The sequence below is a fragment of the Blastococcus sp. CT_GayMR16 genome, assembly GCF_004570875.1.
Lineage (GTDB): Bacteria > Actinomycetota > Actinomycetes > Mycobacteriales > Geodermatophilaceae > Blastococcus_B.
Genome location: NZ_SPQK01000030.1, coordinates 1 through 18,127 on the forward strand (window position 1 = coordinate 1; position 18,127 = coordinate 18,127).

The window sequence follows — 18,127 nt, forward strand, 5'->3', positions numbered from 1 at the left end:
GCGGTGCTCATCCGGCTGCGGGCGATGGCCAGCGCGATGCCGAACAGCAGGCCCACCACGAAGCCCAGTCCCATGACGTACAGCGAGGAGGGGCCGGAGGGGGAGGTCGGCTCGGTGGCGGGGTCGGTGACGGTGAGGGACACCGGCGAGGGGCCGGACTCCGTGCGCTCGAGCGCCTCGACGACCTGGGCGAACTCCTCGGCGACGGCGTTCGCCAGATCGGCTGCCTGAGCGGGGTAGTCGCTGGTGGCCGTGATCACGATCTGCGAGGTGTCGACGGGGTTGCTGGCCGTGATGTGCTGCCGGACCTCGGCGAACGGCGCCTCGATGCTCAGCCGGTCCATGACCGGTCCGAGCACCGCACGGCTGACGGCGATGTCGGGGTAGCTCTTCACGCGCTGGCTCACGAACTGGGACGTGCCCGTGGAGGAGCTGGCGACGAAGACCTGTGCGCGCGCCTCGTAGGTGGGCGCGCTGAGCTGGAGGATCTGGGCGGCGATCGCGACGCCGAGCAGCGTCGTCGCGACCCAGGAGAGCCAGTGCCGGCGGAGCGCCGCCAGGTAGTCCTTGAATTCCATGTCGTCCTCCGTCCGCGCCTCGGACTGAGGAGCACCTGGTCCTTCTGGTCACCCCCGCTGTCGTCGGGCCTGACTCCGAACGGTAGTCGCACGCTGCGGGAATGCCCTTTCCGGAACGGCCCGGCTCACCCCATCCGGGGAGGCGTCCGGACCGGACTGTCGTGCGGGCGGGGATGTCGGCGACCCTGGGGGGCGTCCCTGCCGGAGGCGCATTCTCCGATCGGGTGAGTCGATTCACCATGTTCACCGTGGGTGAGCAAGTTCCGGTAACTTCCGCTTGGCACGGCCTGGGAAAGCAGCGCGACAGCTCCTCAGGTCACTCAGAGTAAGCGAATGGCGCCACGCCGCAGCTGCGGCCGGGCCTACGAACGGCAACGGGGGAGACACGGATGAGTCTGATCGGATATGCGCCAGGCGCCTACGATCTCTTCCACATCGGCCACCTCAACATCCTTCGGCACGCCGCCGAGAACTGTGACCGGCTCATCGCGGGCGTCGTCTCCGACGAGATGCTCCTGCTCACCAAGGGCCGGGCGCCGGTGATCCCGCTGGCCGAGCGCATGGAGATCGTCCGCAACCTGCGGTTCGTCGACGACGTCCATGCCGAGGTGGTCCCGGACAAGCTCGACACCTGGCGCCAGGTCGGCTTCGACGTCATCTTCAAGGGCGACGACTGGCGGGGCACCCCCAAGGGCGAGCGCCTGGAGCGGGACTTCGCCAAGGTCGGCGTCGAGGTGCGGTACTTCCCGTACACGATGCACACCTCGAGCACGATCCTGCGCAAGGCGCTCGCCGCCATCGACGCCCAGGAGCCCGTGGGCCGCGTCGCCCGCGCCCTCACCTCCTGACAGCCGCGACGGGGCCGGTCTGACCCGGCCCCGCTGCAGGGGCCCGCGGCGAGCGAGCGAGCCGTGGGGGGCAGCGGGGTCCTTACACTGGGGATCCGGCCCCTCGTCGCGTCCGGCGGCAGGTGTGCGGCCACCGATCTTCAGGAGTCATAGGCGTGACCTTGCGCGGCGTGCTCGACGTCGTCCTCACCGATCCCGGCATGGCCCGCGTGGTGGCCTCGGCCGGCCGGGCGAGCCTCGCGATCACCGCCCCGCCCCCCGTGCAGCCCCTGGTCGCCGCCGCGCTCGCCGCGCAGCAGCCCGGCGCGGGAGTGCCGGTGCTCGTGGTCACCGCCGGCGAGCGGGACGCCGACCAGGTGGCCGACCTGCTCCGCTGCTTCGTGCCCGGCCGGCGGGTGGAGACCTTCCCCGCCTGGGAGACGCTGCCGCACGAGCGGCTCAGTCCCCGCGCCGACACCGTCGGCCGCAGGCTCGCCGTCCTCCGCGACCTCACCCACCCCGGCGACAACGGGACCATCGACGTCCTGGTGGCCCCGGTGCGCAGCGTGCTGCAGCCGCTGGCACCCGGCCTGAGTGACCTCGTCCCCGTCGAGCTGAAGCCGGGCGACTCCGCCGACCTCGAGGACGTCGCCCGGGCCCTCGTCGACGCCGCCTACACGCGGGTGGAGCTCGTGGAGAAGCGCGGCGAGTTCGCCGTCCGAGGCGGCCTGCTCGACGTCTTCCCGCCCACCGAGCCGCACCCGGTGCGCGTCGAGTTCTGGGGCGACGAGGTCGACGAGCTGCGCTACTTCTCCGCGGCCGACCAGCGGTCGCTGGACGAGCGTCCCGAGCGACTGTGGGCACCCCCGTGCCGCGAGCTGCTCCTGTCGCCGGAGGTGCGCGAACGCGCCGCGGCCCTCGCCGTCGAGCACCCGGAGCTGCTCGAGGTCCTCGGCAAGCTCGCCGAGGGCATCGCGGTGGAGGGCATGGAATCCCTCATCCCGGCGCTCATCGGAGGTGCGGAGATGCAGCTGCTCACCGACCTGGTCGCGCGCGGCACGCACGTGCTGGTCTGCGACCCCGAGCGGGTGCGCAGCCGGGCAGCCGACCTGGTGCGCACCGCCGAGGAGTTCCTCGCGGCGTCGTGGTCGACGGCGGCCAGCGACAAGGACGGAGTGGGCAAGGCTCCTGTCGATCTCGGGGCGTCGTCCTTCCGCGACCTGGCCGAGGTCGAGACCGCGGCCCGCATCCGCGGCCTGCCGTGGTGGACCACCGGCGCGTTCACCCTCCACTCGGACGACGACGACGAGCACGTCACCCTCGACGCCACGACCGTGGACCGCTTCTCCGGCGACGTCCCGAAGGCGGTCGAGCAGGTGCGCAGCTGGTCGCGCGACGGCTGGCGGGTCGTCGTCACCTTCGCCGGCCCCGGCCCGGCCCAGCGCGCCGCCGACCAGTTCGCCGAGGCCGACCTCGGCGTCCGCCTCGTCCCCGACATCGCCGCTGCCCCGGACGCCGGGATGACCCACGTGACCCAGGGCAACCTCGAGTCGGGGTTCGCGTTCCCGGGGGTCGGTCTCGCGCTGCTCACCGAGCACGACCTGACCGGCCAGCGCGGCACCTCGATGCGCGAGGCGTCGAAGATGCCGGCCCGCCGCCGCAACGCCGTCGACCTCGTGCAGCTGCAGCCCGGCGACCTCGTCGTCCACGAGCAGCACGGCATCGGCCGCTATCTCGAGATGATCAGCCGGACGGTCAACGGCGGGCAGCGCGACTACCTGATCGTCGAGTACGCGCCGTCGCGGCGGAACCAGCCGCCGGACCGGCTGTTCGTGCCCACCGACGCCCTCGACCAGCTGACCCGCTACGTGGGCGGCGAGGCCCCCGCGCTGTCGAAGCTCGGCGGCGCCGACTGGAAGAACACGAAGAGCAAGGCGCGCAAGGCCGTCAAGCAGATCGCCGCCGAGCTCATCCGGCTGTACTCCGCGCGGATGGCGAGCAAGGGGCACGCGTTCGGCCCCGACACCGTCTGGCAGCGCGAGCTCGAGGACGCCTTTCCGTTCCAGGAGACCCCCGACCAACTCGGCGCCATCGACGAGGTCAAGGCCGACATGATGCTGCCGGTCCCGATGGACCGGATCATCTGCGGCGACGTCGGCTACGGGAAGACCGAGATCGCGATCCGGGCGGCCTTCAAGGCTGTGCAGGACGGCAAGCAGGTCGCCGTCCTGGTGCCGACGACGCTGCTGGCCAACCAGCACTTCAAGACCTTCTCCGAGCGCTTCGCCCAGTTCCCGGTGACCGTCGCCGTCCTCTCCCGGTTCCAGTCGAAGACCGAGAGCGACGAGGTCGTCCGCAAGCTGGCCGCCGGCGAGATCGACGTGCTGGTCGGCACCCACCGGCTGCTGCAGCCGACGACCCGGTTCAAGGACCTCGGCCTGGTCATCGTCGACGAGGAGCAGCGGTTCGGCGTCGAGCACAAGGAATACCTGAAGGCCATGCGGACGGCGGTCGACGTCCTGTCGATGTCGGCCACCCCCATTCCGCGCACGTTGGAGATGAGCCTGACCGGCATCCGCGAGATGTCGACGATCCTGACCCCGCCCGAGGAGCGGCACCCGGTGCTCACCTATGTGGGCGCCTGGGACGACAAGCAGATGGCCGCCGCGATCCGCCGGGAGCTGCTGCGTGACGGCCAGGTGTTCGTGATCCACAACCGGGTGCAGTCGATCGACAAGGCGGCGGCGAAGATCCGCAACCTGGTGCCCGAGGCGCGCGTCGCGGTCGGCCACGGCCAGATGAAGGAGCACGAGCTCGAGCGGATCATGGTCGGCTTCTGGGAGAAGGAGTACGACGTCCTGGTCGCGACCACGATCGTCGAGTCGGGCCTGGACATCCCGAACGCCAACACCCTGATCGTCGACCGGGCCGACACCTTCGGGCTCTCGCAGCTGCACCAGATCCGGGGCCGGGTCGGCCGGGGTCGGGAGCGGGCGTACGCCTACTTCACCTACGACCCCACGCGGCCGCTGACCGAGACGTCGGTCGACCGGCTCACGACCATCGCGCACAACACCGACCTCGGGGCCGGCATGGCCGTGGCGATGAAGGACCTCGAGATCCGCGGGTCCGGCAACCTGCTCGGCGGCGAGCAGTCGGGGCACATCGCCGGCGTCGGCTTCGACCTCTACGTCCGGCTGGTCGGCGAGGCGGTCGCCGACTACCGCGCGCAGGCCACCGGGGAGTCGCCGGCGGTGGAGCCCGCCGACGTGCGGGTCGACCTGCCGGTCGACGCACACCTGCCGCACGACTACATCCCGGGCGAGCGGCTGCGCATGGAGGCCTACCGCAAGGTCGCCTCGGTGCACGACGACGCGCAGGCCCAGGCGGTGCTCGACGAGCTCACCGACCGGTACGGCACGCCGCCTGCCCCGGTGCTCAACCTCCTCGCCGTCGCGCGGTTCCGCGGTGCGGTGCGCGCGCTCGGCATCACCGAGGTGTCGCTGCAGGGTCGCGCCATCCGGATCAGCCCCGTCGTGCTTCCCGAGTCCAAGCAGATGCGGCTGGCCCGGCTGGCCGACGGCGCGTCCTACAAGGCCGCCGTCGAGACGATCTCGCTCAAGGTGCCGGTCGGGCCCGACCGGCGGACCCCGCTGCGCGACATCGCCCTGCTGGACAACCTCCAGTCGGTGCTGCGCGCCGTCATCGAGCAACCGGTCGCCGCTTGACGCTCCGGTTCCGGGCTCCCTGCGTCGGGGGTCCTGCCGGGTGTGGGATTCTCCGGACGTGCTGAAGCGTCGCGTGCCCCGGGTGCTCGTGTCCGGGTTCCTCCTGGCCGTCGCGGTGTCGGGGCTGTCCGCCTGCCGGACGTCGCCGAACGTCGCCGCCTACGTCGGCGACTCGCAGGTGACGGTCACGGAGCTGGACTCCGCCGTCGCCGACCGGCTGGCCGACGAGAACATCGCGGCCTACGCCGAGGGGAACGAGGAGGAGTTCACCCGGCGCGTGCTGTCCCTGCTGGTCCAGGAGGAGGTCTACGCCGCCGCGGCCGAGCGCTACGACCTGCAGGTCGGCAACAGCGCCGTGCGCACCCGCATCTCCGATCTGCTCGGCGACGACGATCCCGACGACGTCTACAGCCAGCTCGCGCAGCAGGGCATCGGCCGCGACGACGTCTTCGAGAACGTGCGGCAGTCGCTGGTGCGCCGGGGCATCGCCGAGGCCGAGGGCGAGCCCGACGGGCTGGACCCGGCGGCACTGCAGGCGCGGTACGCCGAGGTCCGCGAGGACCTGGCCCAGGTGTCCTTCGGCTACATCGTGGTGCCGGACGACGCCACCGCCGCCGGCGTGCTCGCCCAGCTGACCGCCGACCCGGCGAGCTATCCCGCGCTGGCGGCGCAGTACCCCCGCCTCAGCCTCCCCACGGTCGAGGCACGGTCCCCGGAGGAGGTGCCGGCGGCTCTCGCCGAGGGGATCGCGGCGGCGGCGCCCAACACCGGCTTCGCGGGTCCTGTCGCGGACGTCGAGGGCGTGGTGGTGACGTTCGTGGCGGGCAAGGTCTACCCGCCGTTCGAGGAGGTCCGCCCTCAGCTGGAGAAGGAGGCCACCACCGCGATCGACGCAGTGGCGAACGAGGTGCTCGAGGACGTCCGGAATGACGTCGGCGTGACCGTGAACCCGCGCTACGGGGTCCTGGAGGACGGCAAGCTCGTCGCCGGTGGCGGCGGCGTCGTCGACATCCTCGGGGACGACGCGGCGAGCACGGCCACGGACCCGGCAGCGACCCCCGCCGGCTAGGACGCGGGCGTCGCGGAGACTGGTCGCGTGCCCGTCCACTCCGTCGTCACCGTCAGCCCCCGTCTCCCCGGCCTGCTGAACCCGGCCGGCTGGCGCGCCCTCTCCGTGGGTCGTCCGCTGGTCACGCTGCCGTCCGCGGCGGCCACCGCGGACGCCCTGCGCACCGAGGGGTGGACGGTCACCGACCTGCCCGACGCCGCCGCGGCGGCCGCGCTGACCGAGGACGTCGTCGTCCTGGCCGCCCCGGGGGACACCGTCGACGCGCCGAACGTCGTCGACGGCGCCCCGGAGCCCGCCGGGGTCCGGCTGCTCGACGTCGTCGCCGTCATGGACCGGCTGCGCTCGCCCGGCGGCTGTCCGTGGGACGCCGAGCAGACGCACGCCTCCCTGCGTGGCTATCTGCTCGAGGAGGCCCACGAGGCCTACGACGCGATCGTGGACGACGACCCGGTGGCCATGCGCGAGGAGCTCGGCGACGTCCTACTGCAGGTGGTCTTCCACGCCCGGGTGGCCGCCGAGGCCGCGCCGGACCGCCGGTTCGACGTCGACGCCGTCGCCGGTGACCTGGTCGACAAGCTGGTGCGCCGGCATCCGCACGTCTTCGGCGATGCCGGCCCGCGCGACGTCGCCCAGGTCGAGGCCGGCTGGGAGGAGATCAAGCAGGCCGAGAAGCAGCGGCGCTCCCCGACCGAGGGCGTCTCGCGCTCGCAGCCGGCCGCCTCGTGGGGGGCCGCACTGGTCCGGCGCGCGGGGCGGGCGGGCCTGTCCACCCCGGCGGCCGCCGAGCTCGAGGTGGGCAGCCCCGAGGAGCTGGGGGAACGCCTGTTCGCCGTCGTCACCGCCGCCGAGCAGCGCGGCTGGGACGTGGAGGACGCCCTCCGGGAGGCCGTCCGTCGCTACGCCGGTGAGCTCGACGCCGAGGCGGCCGCCCGCACCGTGCCCGACCGCTGAATCCCGGTACCGACAGCACGGGGGGCGAGGCGTTCACGGCCGTCGTCGCAGGCTGGTTAGGCTGCCCCCGTGCCCAGCATCGACGCCGTAGGCGCGCGGGAGATCCTCGACTCGCGCGGAAACCCCACCGTGGAGGTCGAGGTCGCCCTCGACGACGGGACGATCGCCCGGGCCGCCGTGCCCAGCGGCGCGTCCACGGGTGCCTTCGAGGCGGTGGAGCTCCGCGACGGCGGGAGCCGCTACGGCGGCAAGGGCGTCACCAAGGCCGTCGACGGCGTCCTCGACGTCATCGGGCCCGAGCTGGTGGGCTTCGAGGCCAGCGAGCAGCGCCTGATCGACCAGCGGCTGATCGACCTCGACGGCACCCCGGACAAGTCCCGCCTCGGCGCGAACGCGATCCTCGGCGTGAGCCTCGCCGTCGCCCGGGCGGCCGCCGACTCCGCGGGCCTGCCGCTGTTCCGCTACGTCGGCGGACCCTCGGCCCATCTGCTGCCCGTGCCGATGCTGAACATCCTCAACGGTGGCGCGCACGCCGACAGCAACGTCGACGTCCAGGAGTTCATGATCGCCCCGATCGGCGCCGGCACGTTCGCCGAGGCGCTGGCGATGGGCACCGAGACCTACCACGCCCTGAAGTCGGTCCTGAAGAAGGACGGGCTGTCCACCGGCCTCGGCGACGAGGGCGGCTTCGCACCGAGCCTGTCCAGCAACCGCGCCGCGCTCGACCTCATCGTCCGGGCCGTCGAGCAGGCCGGCTACAGCGTGGGCACCGACATCGCGTTCGCCCTCGACGTGGCGGCGACGGAGTTCCACAGCGCGGACGGGTACGCCTTCGAGGGCAAGACGCTGACCGCCGGTGACCTCACCGACTACTACGCCGACCTCGTGGCGAACTACCCGATCGTCTCGATCGAGGACCCGCTGTCCGAGGAGGACTGGGAGGGCTGGGTGGCCCTCACCGACGCGCTCGGCGACCGGGTGCAGATCGTCGGCGACGACCTCTTCGTCACCAACCCGACCCGGCTGGCCGACGGCATCGCCCAGGGCGCGGCGAACGCGCTGCTGGTGAAGGTCAACCAGATCGGCACCCTCACCGAGACCCTCGACGCGGTCAACCTGGCCCACCGCAGCGGCTACCGCTGCATGATGAGCCACCGCTCCGGCGAGACCGAGGACACCACCATCGCCGACCTCGCCGTCGCCACCGACTGCGGGCAGATCAAGACCGGTGCCCCGGCGCGCAGCGAGCGGGTCGCGAAGTACAACCAGCTCCTGCGGATCGAGGAAGAGCTCGACGACGCCGCCCGCTACGCGGGGGCGGCCGCCTTCCCGCGCCTGGTGGGATGAGCGGCACCTGATGAGCAATGCCCGCGGACGGCGGGGCGGGCCCCCGGCCGACGGACGGCGCACGACCGGCCGCGTCCCCCGCGTGCACTCGACCCGGCCGGTGCGGACCGGGCTGCGGTCCGGCGCGACCAGCCGGCCCGGCCAGCGGCGCCCGGGGCGACGGACGGCGCGGAGCTCGGCTGTCGCGGGCGTCCGGCGCCGTCCGCTGTTCACCGGCCGGGCGGTGCTGCTGGGGGCGCTGGTCCTCCTGCTCGCGCTGACTCTTGCGGGCCCGGTCCGCCAGTACGTGGCCGGCCGCGCGGAGCTCGTCCAGCTCGCCGCCGAGGGCCGGGAACTGGACCAGCGCGCGGCGGAGCTCCAGGCCCAGCTGGAGCGCCAGGCCGACCCCGCCTACGCCGAGCGGCAGGCCCGGGAGCGGCTCACCTACGTCCTGCCCGGTGACCGGCTGGTCGTGGTGGTCGACGGCCGGACCGTCGAGGGCGATGCCGACAACCTCCCGGCCGCGGACACGGCCGCCGACCCGGTGCCCTGGTACGAGGGACTGCTGGAGTCGGTGGCGGTCGCCGACGGCGAACCGTGACCGAACCGGTCACCGGCGACGACCGCACGATCATCGCCCGGCAGCTCGGCCGGCCACCGCGGGCGCTGGTGGCCATCGCGCACCGGTGCCCGTGCGGGCAGCCCGACGTCGTGGAGACCTCGCCCCGGCTGGAGGACGGCACGCCGTTCCCGACGCTGTACTACCTGACCTGCCCGCGGGCGACCGCCGCGGCCAGCCGGCTCGAATCCGCCGGCCGGATGCGCGAGTGGCAGGACGAGCTGGCCACGAACCCCGAGCTGGCGGCGGGGTACCAGGCGGCGCACGAGGCGTTCCTCGCCACCCGGGACGCCCGCGACGTCCTGCCGAACCGCATGAGCGCCGGCGGGATGCCCGACCGGGTCAAGTGCCTGCACGCCCTGGCCGCGCACGCACTGGCGGCCGGCCCCGGCGTGAACCCCATCGGCGACCGCGCGGTCGCCGAGATGGGGGAGTGGTGGGCGGCCGGGCCGTGTGCCCAGCCGTCGGAGGACGGCGCATGAGCCGGGTCGCGGCCATCGACTGCGGCACCAACTCCATCCGGTTGCTCGTCGCCGACGTCCCGCCGGCCGGTGCCCACACCGACCTGCTGCGCCGCATGGAGGTCGTCCGGCTCGGGCAAGGCGTGGACGCCACGGGCCGGCTCGCCCCCGAGGCGATCGAGCGCACCCGGAAGGTGCTCGCCGAGTACGCCGCGCAGGCGCGCGACCTGGGGGCGACCCGGGTGCGCATGGCGGCCACAAGCGCGACCCGGGACGCCGCCAACCGGCAGGACTTCGAGGACATGGTCGTGCGCACCCTGGGCCAGCCACCCGACGTGATCACCGGCCACGACGAGGCGAACCTGTCCTTCCTCGGCGCGACCGCCTCGCTGGACGCCGCGGCGCAGGCGCACGGCAACCCCGCGCCCCGCTCGCCGTACCTCGTCGTCGACATCGGGGGTGGGTCGACCGAGTTCGTCCTCGGCGACGGCAGCGGCGTGCGCGCGGCGCGATCGGTCGACATCGGCTGCGTCCGGCTCACCGAGCGCCACCTGCACGACGACCCCCCGTCGGCCGAGCAGGTCCGCCGGTCGGAGGCGGACATCCGGGCCGCGCTGGCCGAGGTCATCGCTGAGGTGCCGGTGGCCGAGGCGGCCACCCTGGTGGGGGTCGCCGGGTCGGTGACGACGGTCGCCGCCATCGCCCTCGGTCTGCCGGGCTACGACCCGGACGCCATCCACGGCTCGCGGATCGGCGTCGACGCCGTCCGCACGGTCAGCGCCGACCTGCTCGCTGCCACGCGTGAACGCCGCGCGGCCATGCCGGTCATGCACCCGGGGCGGGTCGACGTCATCGGGGCCGGCGCACTGGTGCTGCGCGTGCTAATGGACGAGTTCGGGCTCGACGAGGTGGTCGTGAGCGAGCACGACATCCTCGACGGCATCGCCCTGCGGCTCGCCCGGAGCTGACCGGGATGGCCCTGGACGCCGGGGGGTTCCCGGTTACGCGCACGCCGGCCGGTGTCGTGCGCGCCGCCCGCAGCACCCCCGACCTGGCCACGCTCGACGCGCGGGTGTCCGGCTGCTACGCCTGCCCCCGGCTGGTCGCCTGGCGCGAGGAGGTCGCGCAGGTCAAGCGTGCGTCGTTCCGCGACTGGGACTACTGGGGACGCCCGGTGCCCGGCCTCGGCCCGGCCGACGCGCGGATCGCCGTCGTCGGCCTCGCCCCGGCGGCGCACGGCGGGAACCGGACCGGGCGGGTGTTCACCGGCGACCGCAGCGGGGACTGGATCTTCGCCGCGCTCTGGCGGGCGGGCCTGGCCAGCCAGCCGACGTCCACGCACGTCGGCGACGGGCTGGAGCTGACCGACGTTCGGGTCGCGGCGGCGGTCCGCTGCGCCCCGCCGGCCAACGCGCCGACGCCGGAGGAGCGGGACACCTGCTCCCCGTGGCTCGCCCGCGAGCTGGCCCTGCTCCCGCGGCTGCGGGTGGTCGTCGTCCTCGGCGGGTTCGGATGGACGGCGCTGTGGCCGGTGCTCGCGGCCGCCGGGTACGAGCTGCCCCGGCCACGGCCGGCGTTCGGGCACGGCGTGGAGGTCGAGCTGACCGGGCCGCGGGGTCCGCTCACCCTGCTCGGGAGCTACCACGTGAGCCAGCAGAACACCTTCACCGGCCGGCTCACCGAGCCGATGCTCGACGCCGTCCTGACCCGGGCCACGGACCTGGCGCGGACCGTCCCCGGCGGGATCTCTCACCCTGTCGCCGGGCCGCCCCGGGCCTAGGCTGCCCGGCATGGCGCAACGTCCGGTGATCCTGGTCGTGGGCGGCGGGTACGTCGGCCTCTACACCGCTCTGTCGCTGCAGCGGAAGCTCTCCCGCGGGCGGGCGGAGATCGTGGTCGTCGACCCGCAGCCGCACATGACCTACCAGCCCTTCCTGCCCGAGGCGGCCGCCGGCTCGGTGGAACCCCGGCACGTGGTGGTGCCGCTCCGGCCGACGCTGAACCGCTGCCGGGTGATCACCGGCGCGGTGATCGGCCTGACCCACCGGGAGAAGCGGGCCCGAATCGCGCCGGTCGAGGGCACGACGTTCGAGCTGTCCTACGACGTCCTCGTGATGGCCGCCGGATCGGTCGCGCGAACGCTGCCGATCCCCGGACTGGCCGAGCACGGCATCGGGTTCAAGACCGTCGGGGAGGCCATCTACCTGCGCAATCACGTCCTCGCCCGGCTCGACGCCGCCAGCTCGACCGACGACCCGCAGGTACGCACCCGCGCGCTCACCTTCACGTTCGTGGGCGGTGGCTACGCCGGCATCGAGGCCTTCGCAGAGCTGGAGGACATGGCCCGGTACGCCATCGAGCACTACTACCCGCGGCTGTCGGCGGCCGACATGCGGTGGGTGCTCGTCGAGGCGACCGGGCGGATCCTGCCCGAGGTCGACCTGGACATGGGCGCGTGGACGGTCCGCCAGCTCACCGAGCGGGGCATGGACGTGCGGCTCAACACCCGGCTGGAGTCGGTGTCCGACGACGGCGTCGTCCGGCTCAGCGACGGGGAGGAGTTCCCCAGCGAGACCCTCGTCTGGACGGCGGGCACGAAGCCCAACCCGATGCTGGCCGAGACCGACCTGCCGGTCGACAGCCGCGGCCGCGTCGAGTGCGAGGCGACGCTGCAGGTGCGGGGCATGGACGACGCCTGGGCGGCCGGTGACCTGGCGGCGGTCCCGGACCTCACGAAGGACGAACCCGGCGCCACGACCGCGCCCAACGCGCAGCACGCCGTCCGGCAGGCCAAGCACCTGGCGGACAACATCGTCGCCGTCCTCGCTGGGAACGACCCGACGCCCTACCGGCACAAGTACGTGGGATCGGTGGCGAGCCTCGGCCTGCACAAGGGTGTCGCGCAGGTCTACGGAGTGAAGGTCAAGGGCTGGCCCGCCTGGTTCATGCACCGCGGCTACCACGTCAGCCGGGTGCCCACATTCAACCGGAAGGCACGAGTGGTCGCGGACTGGACGCTGGCCTCGCTGTTCCGCCGCGAGGTCGTGTCCCTCGGTCAGCTGCAGGACCCGCGCCGGGAGTTCGTCTTCGCCGCGAACACCGGCCGGGCCGGCCAGCTGCCACCCCCGCGGACCGACCAGGCGACGGCGCTGCCACCGACCGGCACCGCCTGAGCGCTCGGTAGCGTGGCGCAGCGTTGAACTTCGCGGATCTTGTGGGGTGATGGCGGCAACTCGTTGAGGAGTCGCCGCTGTGTCGATCACTACCCTTGCTCTGACTGCGGAGCTGCCTGGGCTCGGTGAGTCGCTGACCTGGTCGCAGCTGGAGGCGTGGGCGGTGGCGATGCGCGAGGAGCTGCCCGCGGCGGCGCTGGCCGCCGCACTGGAGGACCTGCAGGACCGGCTGATCGATCAGGTGTGCGGCCGGAAGTGGTTGCCGGTGCGGGACCTGCCGGCGCCGTTCGGCTGTCCGGGCTGCGGGGTGATGAGCGACTTCGCCCGCAAGGGCAGGCGCACCCGGTTGCGTCGGTTCGATACCGCTGCCGGGGTTGTCCACGTCCAGTTGGCCAACGTCGGCTGCCGCTCGTGTGGGCGGGTGTTCGCCCCCCTGCTGCTGCTGCTCGATCTGTCCGGGAAGCGGCGCACCGACCGGCTGATGATCGAGCTCGCGGAGCTGGCAAGCCAGATGTCCTTCGCCCGTGCCGGGGCGATCGCGGCCGCCTTTGGCGTGCCCGGATCGCCCGGCCGGGCGCATGCCGCGGTCGCGGATCTGGCACCGATGCTCGATGGCATCGGCTGCGCCGATCTGCCGCAGGCCCCGACCGGCGCCGACGTGGTGATCCTCGATGGCACCGGCATGCGGGCCAGCTCCCGGCGGCTGGGCGTGAACTGCAACATCGCCCTGGGCGTGACCGGTCGGACCGGTTCGCGGCGGCGCCGACAGGCCGGCACCGTCCTGCTCGGCCTGACGCTGGCCCAGCCGTGGACGACGATGGCCGACCAGCTGCGCGGCCTGCACCCGCCGACGGTCGTGGTCGTCGACGGCGAGGTGGCGATCACCGCGCTGGCCGAGTCCGTCTGGCCAGACGTGCCGATCCAGCGCTGCTGGTGGCACCTGCCCCGGGCGCTGCGCTGGGCGCTGTACGCCGACAAGGCCCCCCACCCGTGGGCGAATGCCAAGCGCGGCGAGCTGGTCGCGCTACTGCGTGGGGTCGCCCGCGAGCACCTCAGCCACCCCCAGGCACTGGCCGCCTACGACGCCTTCTGTGCCACCGTCACCGCCGAGGGCCACCACGCCGCCGGCGAACTCCTCGCCGGTGCCCGCGACCAGGTCTTCACCTGTCTTCGCCCCGAAGTCCGCGCCCGCCTGGCCCACCTCGGCGGCCCCGAACTCGGTTCCGGCGTCCTCGAGCGGGTGATGCGCGAACTCAACGCCCGCACCGACATCGGCGGCAGTCGCTGGTCGGTCGAGGGCCTGCGCGACCTGATCACGGTTCAGCTGGCCCGGATGACCAACCACCCGGCCTGGACCACACTGCAGCAGTCGATCCGCCCGCCCAACGCCATCGCCTTCAACATCACCACGGCGAAGTTCAACGCTGGCTGACGCTACCGAGCGCTCAGCCCGCCCGGTGCCGCAGGTCCACCCGGGCCAGATGCGCGGCGAGGCCGGTGCCGAGCGTCGTGACCGCGGTCGTCGAGTCCGCGACCATCCCGGCGGATGCGTGCGCCACGTGCCAGAGGCCGTCCCACCGGCGCAGGTCGACGGGCACGCCCGCGGCCCGTGCGTGCACGGCCAGCCGGACGGCGTCCTCGAGCAGGATCTCCTCGCTGCCGACGTGCACCAGCAGGGGCGGGAGCCCGGCCAGGTCCGCCGTCAGCGGCGCGAACTGCGGGGCACCGAGGTCGGCTCCAGGTGCGAAGCCCGCCGCGCACCGGCGCAACCAGGACGGGCGCAGCATCGCGTCGGAGCGGTCGGCCGGCCAGGCGGTGCCGAGGAGGTCGAGCCACTGGGATACCAGCCCGAGCACGGCCGGCAGCCGATCTCCGGCCTCGCGCAGCCGCAGGGCGGCGGTCAGGGCCAGCCAGCCGCCGGCCGAGTCACCCGCCACGGCCGTGCGCCCGGGGTCGGCCCCGTTCCGCAGCAGCTTCCGGTAGGCCGCGACCGCGTCGTCGAGGGCAGCCGGGAACGGGTGCTCCGGGGCGAGCCGGTAGTCGAGGAGGTGGACGGTGGCGCCGCTCGCGGCGGCGAGATGGGTCGCCAGCGCGCGGTGCGTCACGGCCGAACCGATCGTGAAGCCGCCACCGTGGAGGTAGAGCACGCTCCGGGAGGCGTCCCCGTGGTGGGGCGTCATCACCGCCACCGGCCGGTCGCCGAGCCTGCCGGTCCCGACGTCGACCGCGTCGGCCAGCGGCGTCATCCGGGTCACCAGTTCCAGCCACCGCCGCTGCAGGGACACCGGCAGCCGCGGGCCGAGCACCGGACGCACCAGACCGCGGACGGCGGCGCGCATCGCCCGGGCCGGGATCTGCGGTCGGCTCATCCCGGGACGACGGTCGGGGTGCGTGCCAACGGGGCCCTCCGGTGCTGGGGAACGACGGGGCCACGGTACGGGCGCCGTCGTTCCCCGGAGCGCACCGCTAGCGTGCGCAGAGCGCCCCCGTAGCCCAAGTGGCAGAGGCAGGCCCCTTAAAAGGGTCCCAGTGTCGGTTCGATCCCGACCGGGGGCACGTCGTCGCGCTGCGTCATCCGTGCTGGTGGGAGGCGCGTCCCCGGGCTCGGGCGGTTAGGAGAACGGGCGGTTCTAGTCCTCCCGGAACGGATTGTCCAGGGGTTGACACCCTGCGTGACCCTTCCGCAAGGTCGTCGTCAGGCGTTCAGGAAACGCCAACCCGGCACACAGGAAATGTCCACCCGACAAGACCTTGGGGAGCCTCATGAATCACGCCCATCAGAGCCGCCGAACGCGGCTCATAGCGACCTCCGCGGCCGGCCTGCTCGCCGTCGCGGGGACGCTGGCGACCGCCGCACCTGCCGCCGCCGGAGGCGGCAAGAACAGCTGCGAGCAGCGGAACAACAACACGATCAGCAAGCTGCTCGAGTGCGTCAACGGCACGGGGGTCAAGGAACACCTCTCCGCGCTGCAGGAGATCGCCGACGCCAATGGTGGCAACCGGGCGTCCGGGTCGCCCGGGTACGCGGCGTCGGCCGACTACGTCGAGTCGACCCTGGAGAAGGCCGGCTACACGGTGACCCGCCAGGACTTCGAGTTCCCGTTCTACGAGACGAGCGAGGACCCGACCTTCGCGCAGACGGCGCCGACCCCGACCACCTACGTCTACGGCACCGACTTCTCGGACATGAGTCTCTCCGGTTCCGGCACCCCGGAGGCGCCGGCCGTCGCGGTCGACATCGAAGGGCCCGACAGCGGATGCGAGGCGGCGGACTTCGCCGGCTTCCCGGTCGGCGCGATCGCGATCATCAAGCGCGGTGCGTGCGACTTCGGCCTCAAGGCGGCCAACGCCGAGGCGGCCGGCGCGACCGGAGCCGTGATCTACAACGACGGTGCGGCACCCGACCGGTTCGGGCTGATCGGAGGCACGCTCGGAACCCCGGTGGGGATCCCGGTGCTGGACACGACCAACGCCATCGGGCTCACGCTCCCCGGTACGACACTGGCGATCGACCTGCAGGCCATCAGTGAGATCCGCTCGACGCAGAACCTCACCGCGGAACTCCCCGGCAAGAGCAGCGAGGGGGTCGTCATGGTCGGTGCCCACCTCGACTCGGTGTCCGAAGGGCCGGGCATCAACGACAACGGCACGGGTACCGCCGCGATCCTCGAGCTCGCCCAGAACCTGCACAAGGCGCGCCCGGACCACCCGGTGCGGTTCGCCTGGTGGGGTGCGGAGGAGGCCGGGCTGGTCGGCTCGCAGGCCTACGTCGACTCCCTGACCGAGGAGGAGTTCGCGCGCATCGGTTCCTACCTCAACTTCGACATGCTGGGCTCGCCGAACTTCGCCCGGTTCGTCTACGACGGTGACGGCTCGACGTTCGAGGCGCCGGAGGGCTACGTGACCCCGGAGTCCTCGGCCATCGAGGCGATCTTCGAGCAGTTCTACGACTCGCGGGGCCTGGCCTACGAGGACACCGAGTTCGACGGACGCAGCGACTACCAGGCGTTCGCCGACGCAGGCATCCCCTCCGGTGGCCTGTTCAGCGGGGCCGAGGACATCAAGTCGGCCGAGCAGGCCACCCGGTACGGCGGGACGGCGGGACAGCCGTTCGACCCCTGCTACCACCAGGCGTGCGACGACATCGGCAACATCAACGCCGAGGTGCTCGACCAGAACGCCGACGCCGTCGCCTACGCGACGTTGACGCTCGCCGGACCGGCGGGCTCCAACGGTCATCACGGCAACGGCAACGGCCATGGCCAGGGGAACGGCCACGGGAGCGGTCACGGTGGCGGTCACCGGGGCCACGGCGCCGGCTCGGGAGGTCTGGCACCCGCGGCCTGACCACTCGCTCCGCCTCGCGCGGCGGCGCGGCGTCGGTCCCCGGACCGGAGCCGCGCCGTCGTGCGTCGGGGGGCACCCGCCAGGGGGAAACCGCGACACGCCGGAACGTACAGGGACCTAAGGGCGTTGACCTGGTCGAGTGGAGTGCAGCACCGTGGACTCCACGGACCGACCAGTCACCTCAGGGAGATGACGATGCCCAGCAGTAACCCGGCCTTCAGCCGGTTCGGCGATGCCGGGAACGGCCAGCAGAACCCCGGCTGGGGCGCACAGCCGCAGCCGAACGGTGCCCCTGGCCAGTACGGCACCCCGACCCAGTACGACCCCTACTCGGCGCCGTCGCCGTACGCGGCGACGACGACCCGCTACCTGACGATGGACGACGTCGTCACCAAGACGGGGATCACCTTCCTGGTGACGGTGCTGGCCGCCGCCGCCATCTGGGCCCTGCCCGGCGACATGGGCTGGAGCCTGGCGCTCCCCGCACTCGTCGTCGGCCTGGTGCTCGGCCTGGTGATCACGTTCAAGACGGTGATGAACCCGGCGGCGACGCTGGCGTACGCCGCCATCGAGGGCGTGTTCCTCGGGGCGATCAGCGAGGCCTTCAACTCCATCTACCCGGGCATCGTCACACAGGCGGTGATCGGCACCTTCGGTGTCTTCGCCGGCATGCTCCTGGTCTACAAGACCGGTGCCATCCGGGTCACCCCGAAGCTCACTCGCTGGGTGGTCGGCGCCGGGATCGGCGTGCTCGTGCTGATGCTGGCCAACCTGCTGGCCGCCTGGATCGGTGGCGGTGACGGCCTGGGGCTGCGCTCCGGCGGCCCGCTGGCGATCGTCTTCAGCCTCGTCGTCATCGGCGTCGCGGCGTTCTTCCTGCTGCTGGACTTCGACCTGGCCGACGATGCGATCCGTCGCGGCGCTCCGGCCAAGTTCGCCTGGTACATCGCCTTCGGCCTGCTCGTGACCGTCGTGTGGCTGTACCTGGAGATCCTGCGGCTGCTCAGCTACTTCCGCGACTGACCTGAACGAACCGAAGGCCCGGTCC

General features: G+C 72.9%; 15 protein-coding genes and 1 tRNA gene. 14 read left to right on the forward strand and 2 right to left on the reverse strand.

Annotated features, from left to right (window positions below):
• Nucleotides 1-578, reverse strand: a 578-nt coding sequence (locus E4P38_RS21435; protein WP_209309237.1) for a Wzz/FepE/Etk N-terminal domain-containing protein, incomplete at its 3' end; no start/stop codon positions are given.
• 389 nt (nucleotides 579-967) lie between these two features.
• Here E4P38_RS21435 and E4P38_RS21440 point away from each other — a divergent pair.
• The 11 genes from E4P38_RS21440 to E4P38_RS21490 all read left to right on the forward strand — a co-directional run bounded on the left by E4P38_RS21440 (nucleotide 968) and on the right by E4P38_RS21490 (nucleotide 14,164).
• Entirely contained in the window at nucleotides 968-1,426 is a 459-nt protein-coding gene (locus E4P38_RS21440) for an adenylyltransferase/cytidyltransferase family protein (RefSeq protein WP_135134024.1), read from the forward strand.
• Nucleotides 1,427-1,581: 155 nt separating this feature from the next.
• A complete protein-coding gene (gene mfd, locus E4P38_RS21445) occupies nucleotides 1,582-5,133 on the forward strand; it encodes a transcription-repair coupling factor (protein WP_209309238.1) in 3,552 nt (1,183 codons plus the stop codon).
• Between the two features lie 58 nt (nucleotides 5,134-5,191).
• Nucleotides 5,192-6,202: a SurA N-terminal domain-containing protein gene (locus E4P38_RS21450; RefSeq protein ID WP_167760662.1), complete on the forward strand. Its 1,011-nt coding sequence runs from the start codon at nucleotides 5,192-5,194 to the stop codon at nucleotides 6,200-6,202.
• 27 nt (nucleotides 6,203-6,229) lie between these two features.
• Complete coding sequence (locus tag E4P38_RS21455; protein WP_135134026.1) at nucleotides 6,230-7,153, forward strand: MazG family protein; 924 nt, start codon at nucleotides 6,230-6,232, stop codon at nucleotides 7,151-7,153.
• Nucleotides 7,154-7,222: 69 nt separating this feature from the next.
• On the forward strand, nucleotides 7,223-8,500 hold the full coding sequence (gene eno, locus E4P38_RS21460) for a phosphopyruvate hydratase (RefSeq protein WP_135134027.1): 1,278 nt from the start codon (nucleotides 7,223-7,225) through the stop codon (nucleotides 8,498-8,500).
• A 10-nt stretch (nucleotides 8,501-8,510) separates the two neighbouring features.
• Entirely contained in the window at nucleotides 8,511-9,080 is a 570-nt protein-coding gene (locus E4P38_RS21465; protein ID WP_135134028.1) for a septum formation initiator family protein, read from the forward strand.
• Nucleotides 9,077-9,580 (forward strand): DUF501 domain-containing protein, encoded by a 504-nt coding sequence (locus E4P38_RS21470; RefSeq protein ID WP_135134029.1) that lies wholly within the window; start codon nucleotides 9,077-9,079, stop codon nucleotides 9,578-9,580. The genes E4P38_RS21465 and E4P38_RS21470 overlap by 4 nt, the downstream gene beginning before the upstream one ends.
• Nucleotides 9,577-10,527, forward strand: a complete 951-nt coding sequence (locus E4P38_RS21475) for a Ppx/GppA phosphatase family protein (RefSeq protein ID WP_135134030.1) — start codon at nucleotides 9,577-9,579, stop codon at nucleotides 10,525-10,527. Before E4P38_RS21470 ends, E4P38_RS21475 begins: the two co-directional genes overlap by 4 nt.
• Before the next feature lie 5 nt (nucleotides 10,528-10,532).
• Entirely contained in the window at nucleotides 10,533-11,339 is an 807-nt protein-coding gene (locus E4P38_RS21480; RefSeq protein WP_135134031.1) for a uracil-DNA glycosylase, read from the forward strand.
• A gap of 10 nt (nucleotides 11,340-11,349) precedes the next feature.
• On the forward strand, nucleotides 11,350-12,732 hold the full coding sequence (locus E4P38_RS21485; RefSeq protein WP_135134032.1) for an NAD(P)/FAD-dependent oxidoreductase: 1,383 nt from the start codon (nucleotides 11,350-11,352) through the stop codon (nucleotides 12,730-12,732).
• A gap of 79 nt (nucleotides 12,733-12,811) precedes the next feature.
• Nucleotides 12,812-14,164: a transposase gene (locus E4P38_RS21490; RefSeq protein ID WP_135134033.1), complete on the forward strand. Its 1,353-nt coding sequence runs from the start codon at nucleotides 12,812-12,814 to the stop codon at nucleotides 14,162-14,164.
• A 13-nt stretch (nucleotides 14,165-14,177) separates the two neighbouring features.
• On the opposite strand, the gene E4P38_RS21495 is transcribed toward E4P38_RS21490, so the two are convergent.
• A complete protein-coding gene (locus E4P38_RS21495) occupies nucleotides 14,178-15,101 on the reverse strand; it encodes an alpha/beta hydrolase (RefSeq protein ID WP_209309239.1) in 924 nt (307 codons plus the stop codon).
• Nucleotides 15,102-15,214: 113 nt separating this feature from the next.
• Between E4P38_RS21495 and E4P38_RS21500 the strand changes: the two genes are divergently transcribed.
• The 3 genes from E4P38_RS21500 to E4P38_RS21510 all read left to right on the forward strand — a co-directional run bounded on the left by E4P38_RS21500 (nucleotide 15,215) and on the right by E4P38_RS21510 (nucleotide 18,102).
• Nucleotides 15,215-15,288 (forward strand) — tRNA-Leu (locus E4P38_RS21500).
• 207 nt (nucleotides 15,289-15,495) lie between these two features.
• Complete coding sequence (locus tag E4P38_RS21505; protein WP_135134034.1) at nucleotides 15,496-17,079, forward strand: M28 family metallopeptidase; 1,584 nt, start codon at nucleotides 15,496-15,498, stop codon at nucleotides 17,077-17,079.
• Between the two features lie 195 nt (nucleotides 17,080-17,274).
• Nucleotides 17,275-18,102 carry a Bax inhibitor-1/YccA family protein gene (locus E4P38_RS21510; RefSeq protein ID WP_135134035.1) on the forward strand — a complete coding sequence of 276 codons (828 nt, stop codon included), beginning with the start codon at nucleotides 17,275-17,277 and terminating at the stop codon, nucleotides 18,100-18,102.
• Nucleotides 18,103-18,127: the final 25 nt, after the last annotated feature.

Bases quoted from the DNA above. Each gene is read 5' to 3' on its own strand.
- E4P38_RS21440 (WP_135134024.1), top strand. From the start codon at position 968: ATGAGTCTGATCGGATATGCGCCAGGCGCCTACGATCTCTTCCACATC.
- E4P38_RS21465 (WP_135134028.1), top strand. From the start codon at position 8,511: ATGAGCAATGCCCGCGGACGGCGGGGCGGGCCCCCGGCCGACGGACGG.
- E4P38_RS21475 (WP_135134030.1), top strand. From the start codon at position 9,577: ATGAGCCGGGTCGCGGCCATCGACTGCGGCACCAACTCCATCCGGTTG.
- E4P38_RS21480 (WP_135134031.1), top strand. From the start codon at position 10,533: ATGGCCCTGGACGCCGGGGGGTTCCCGGTTACGCGCACGCCGGCCGGT.
- E4P38_RS21485 (WP_135134032.1), top strand. From the start codon at position 11,350: ATGGCGCAACGTCCGGTGATCCTGGTCGTGGGCGGCGGGTACGTCGGC.
- E4P38_RS21495 (WP_209309239.1), bottom strand. From the start codon at position 15,101: ATGAGCCGACCGCAGATCCCGGCCCGGGCGATGCGCGCCGCCGTCCGC.
- E4P38_RS21505 (WP_135134034.1), top strand. From the start codon at position 15,496: ATGAATCACGCCCATCAGAGCCGCCGAACGCGGCTCATAGCGACCTCC.
- E4P38_RS21510 (WP_135134035.1), top strand. From the start codon at position 17,275: ATGCCCAGCAGTAACCCGGCCTTCAGCCGGTTCGGCGATGCCGGGAAC.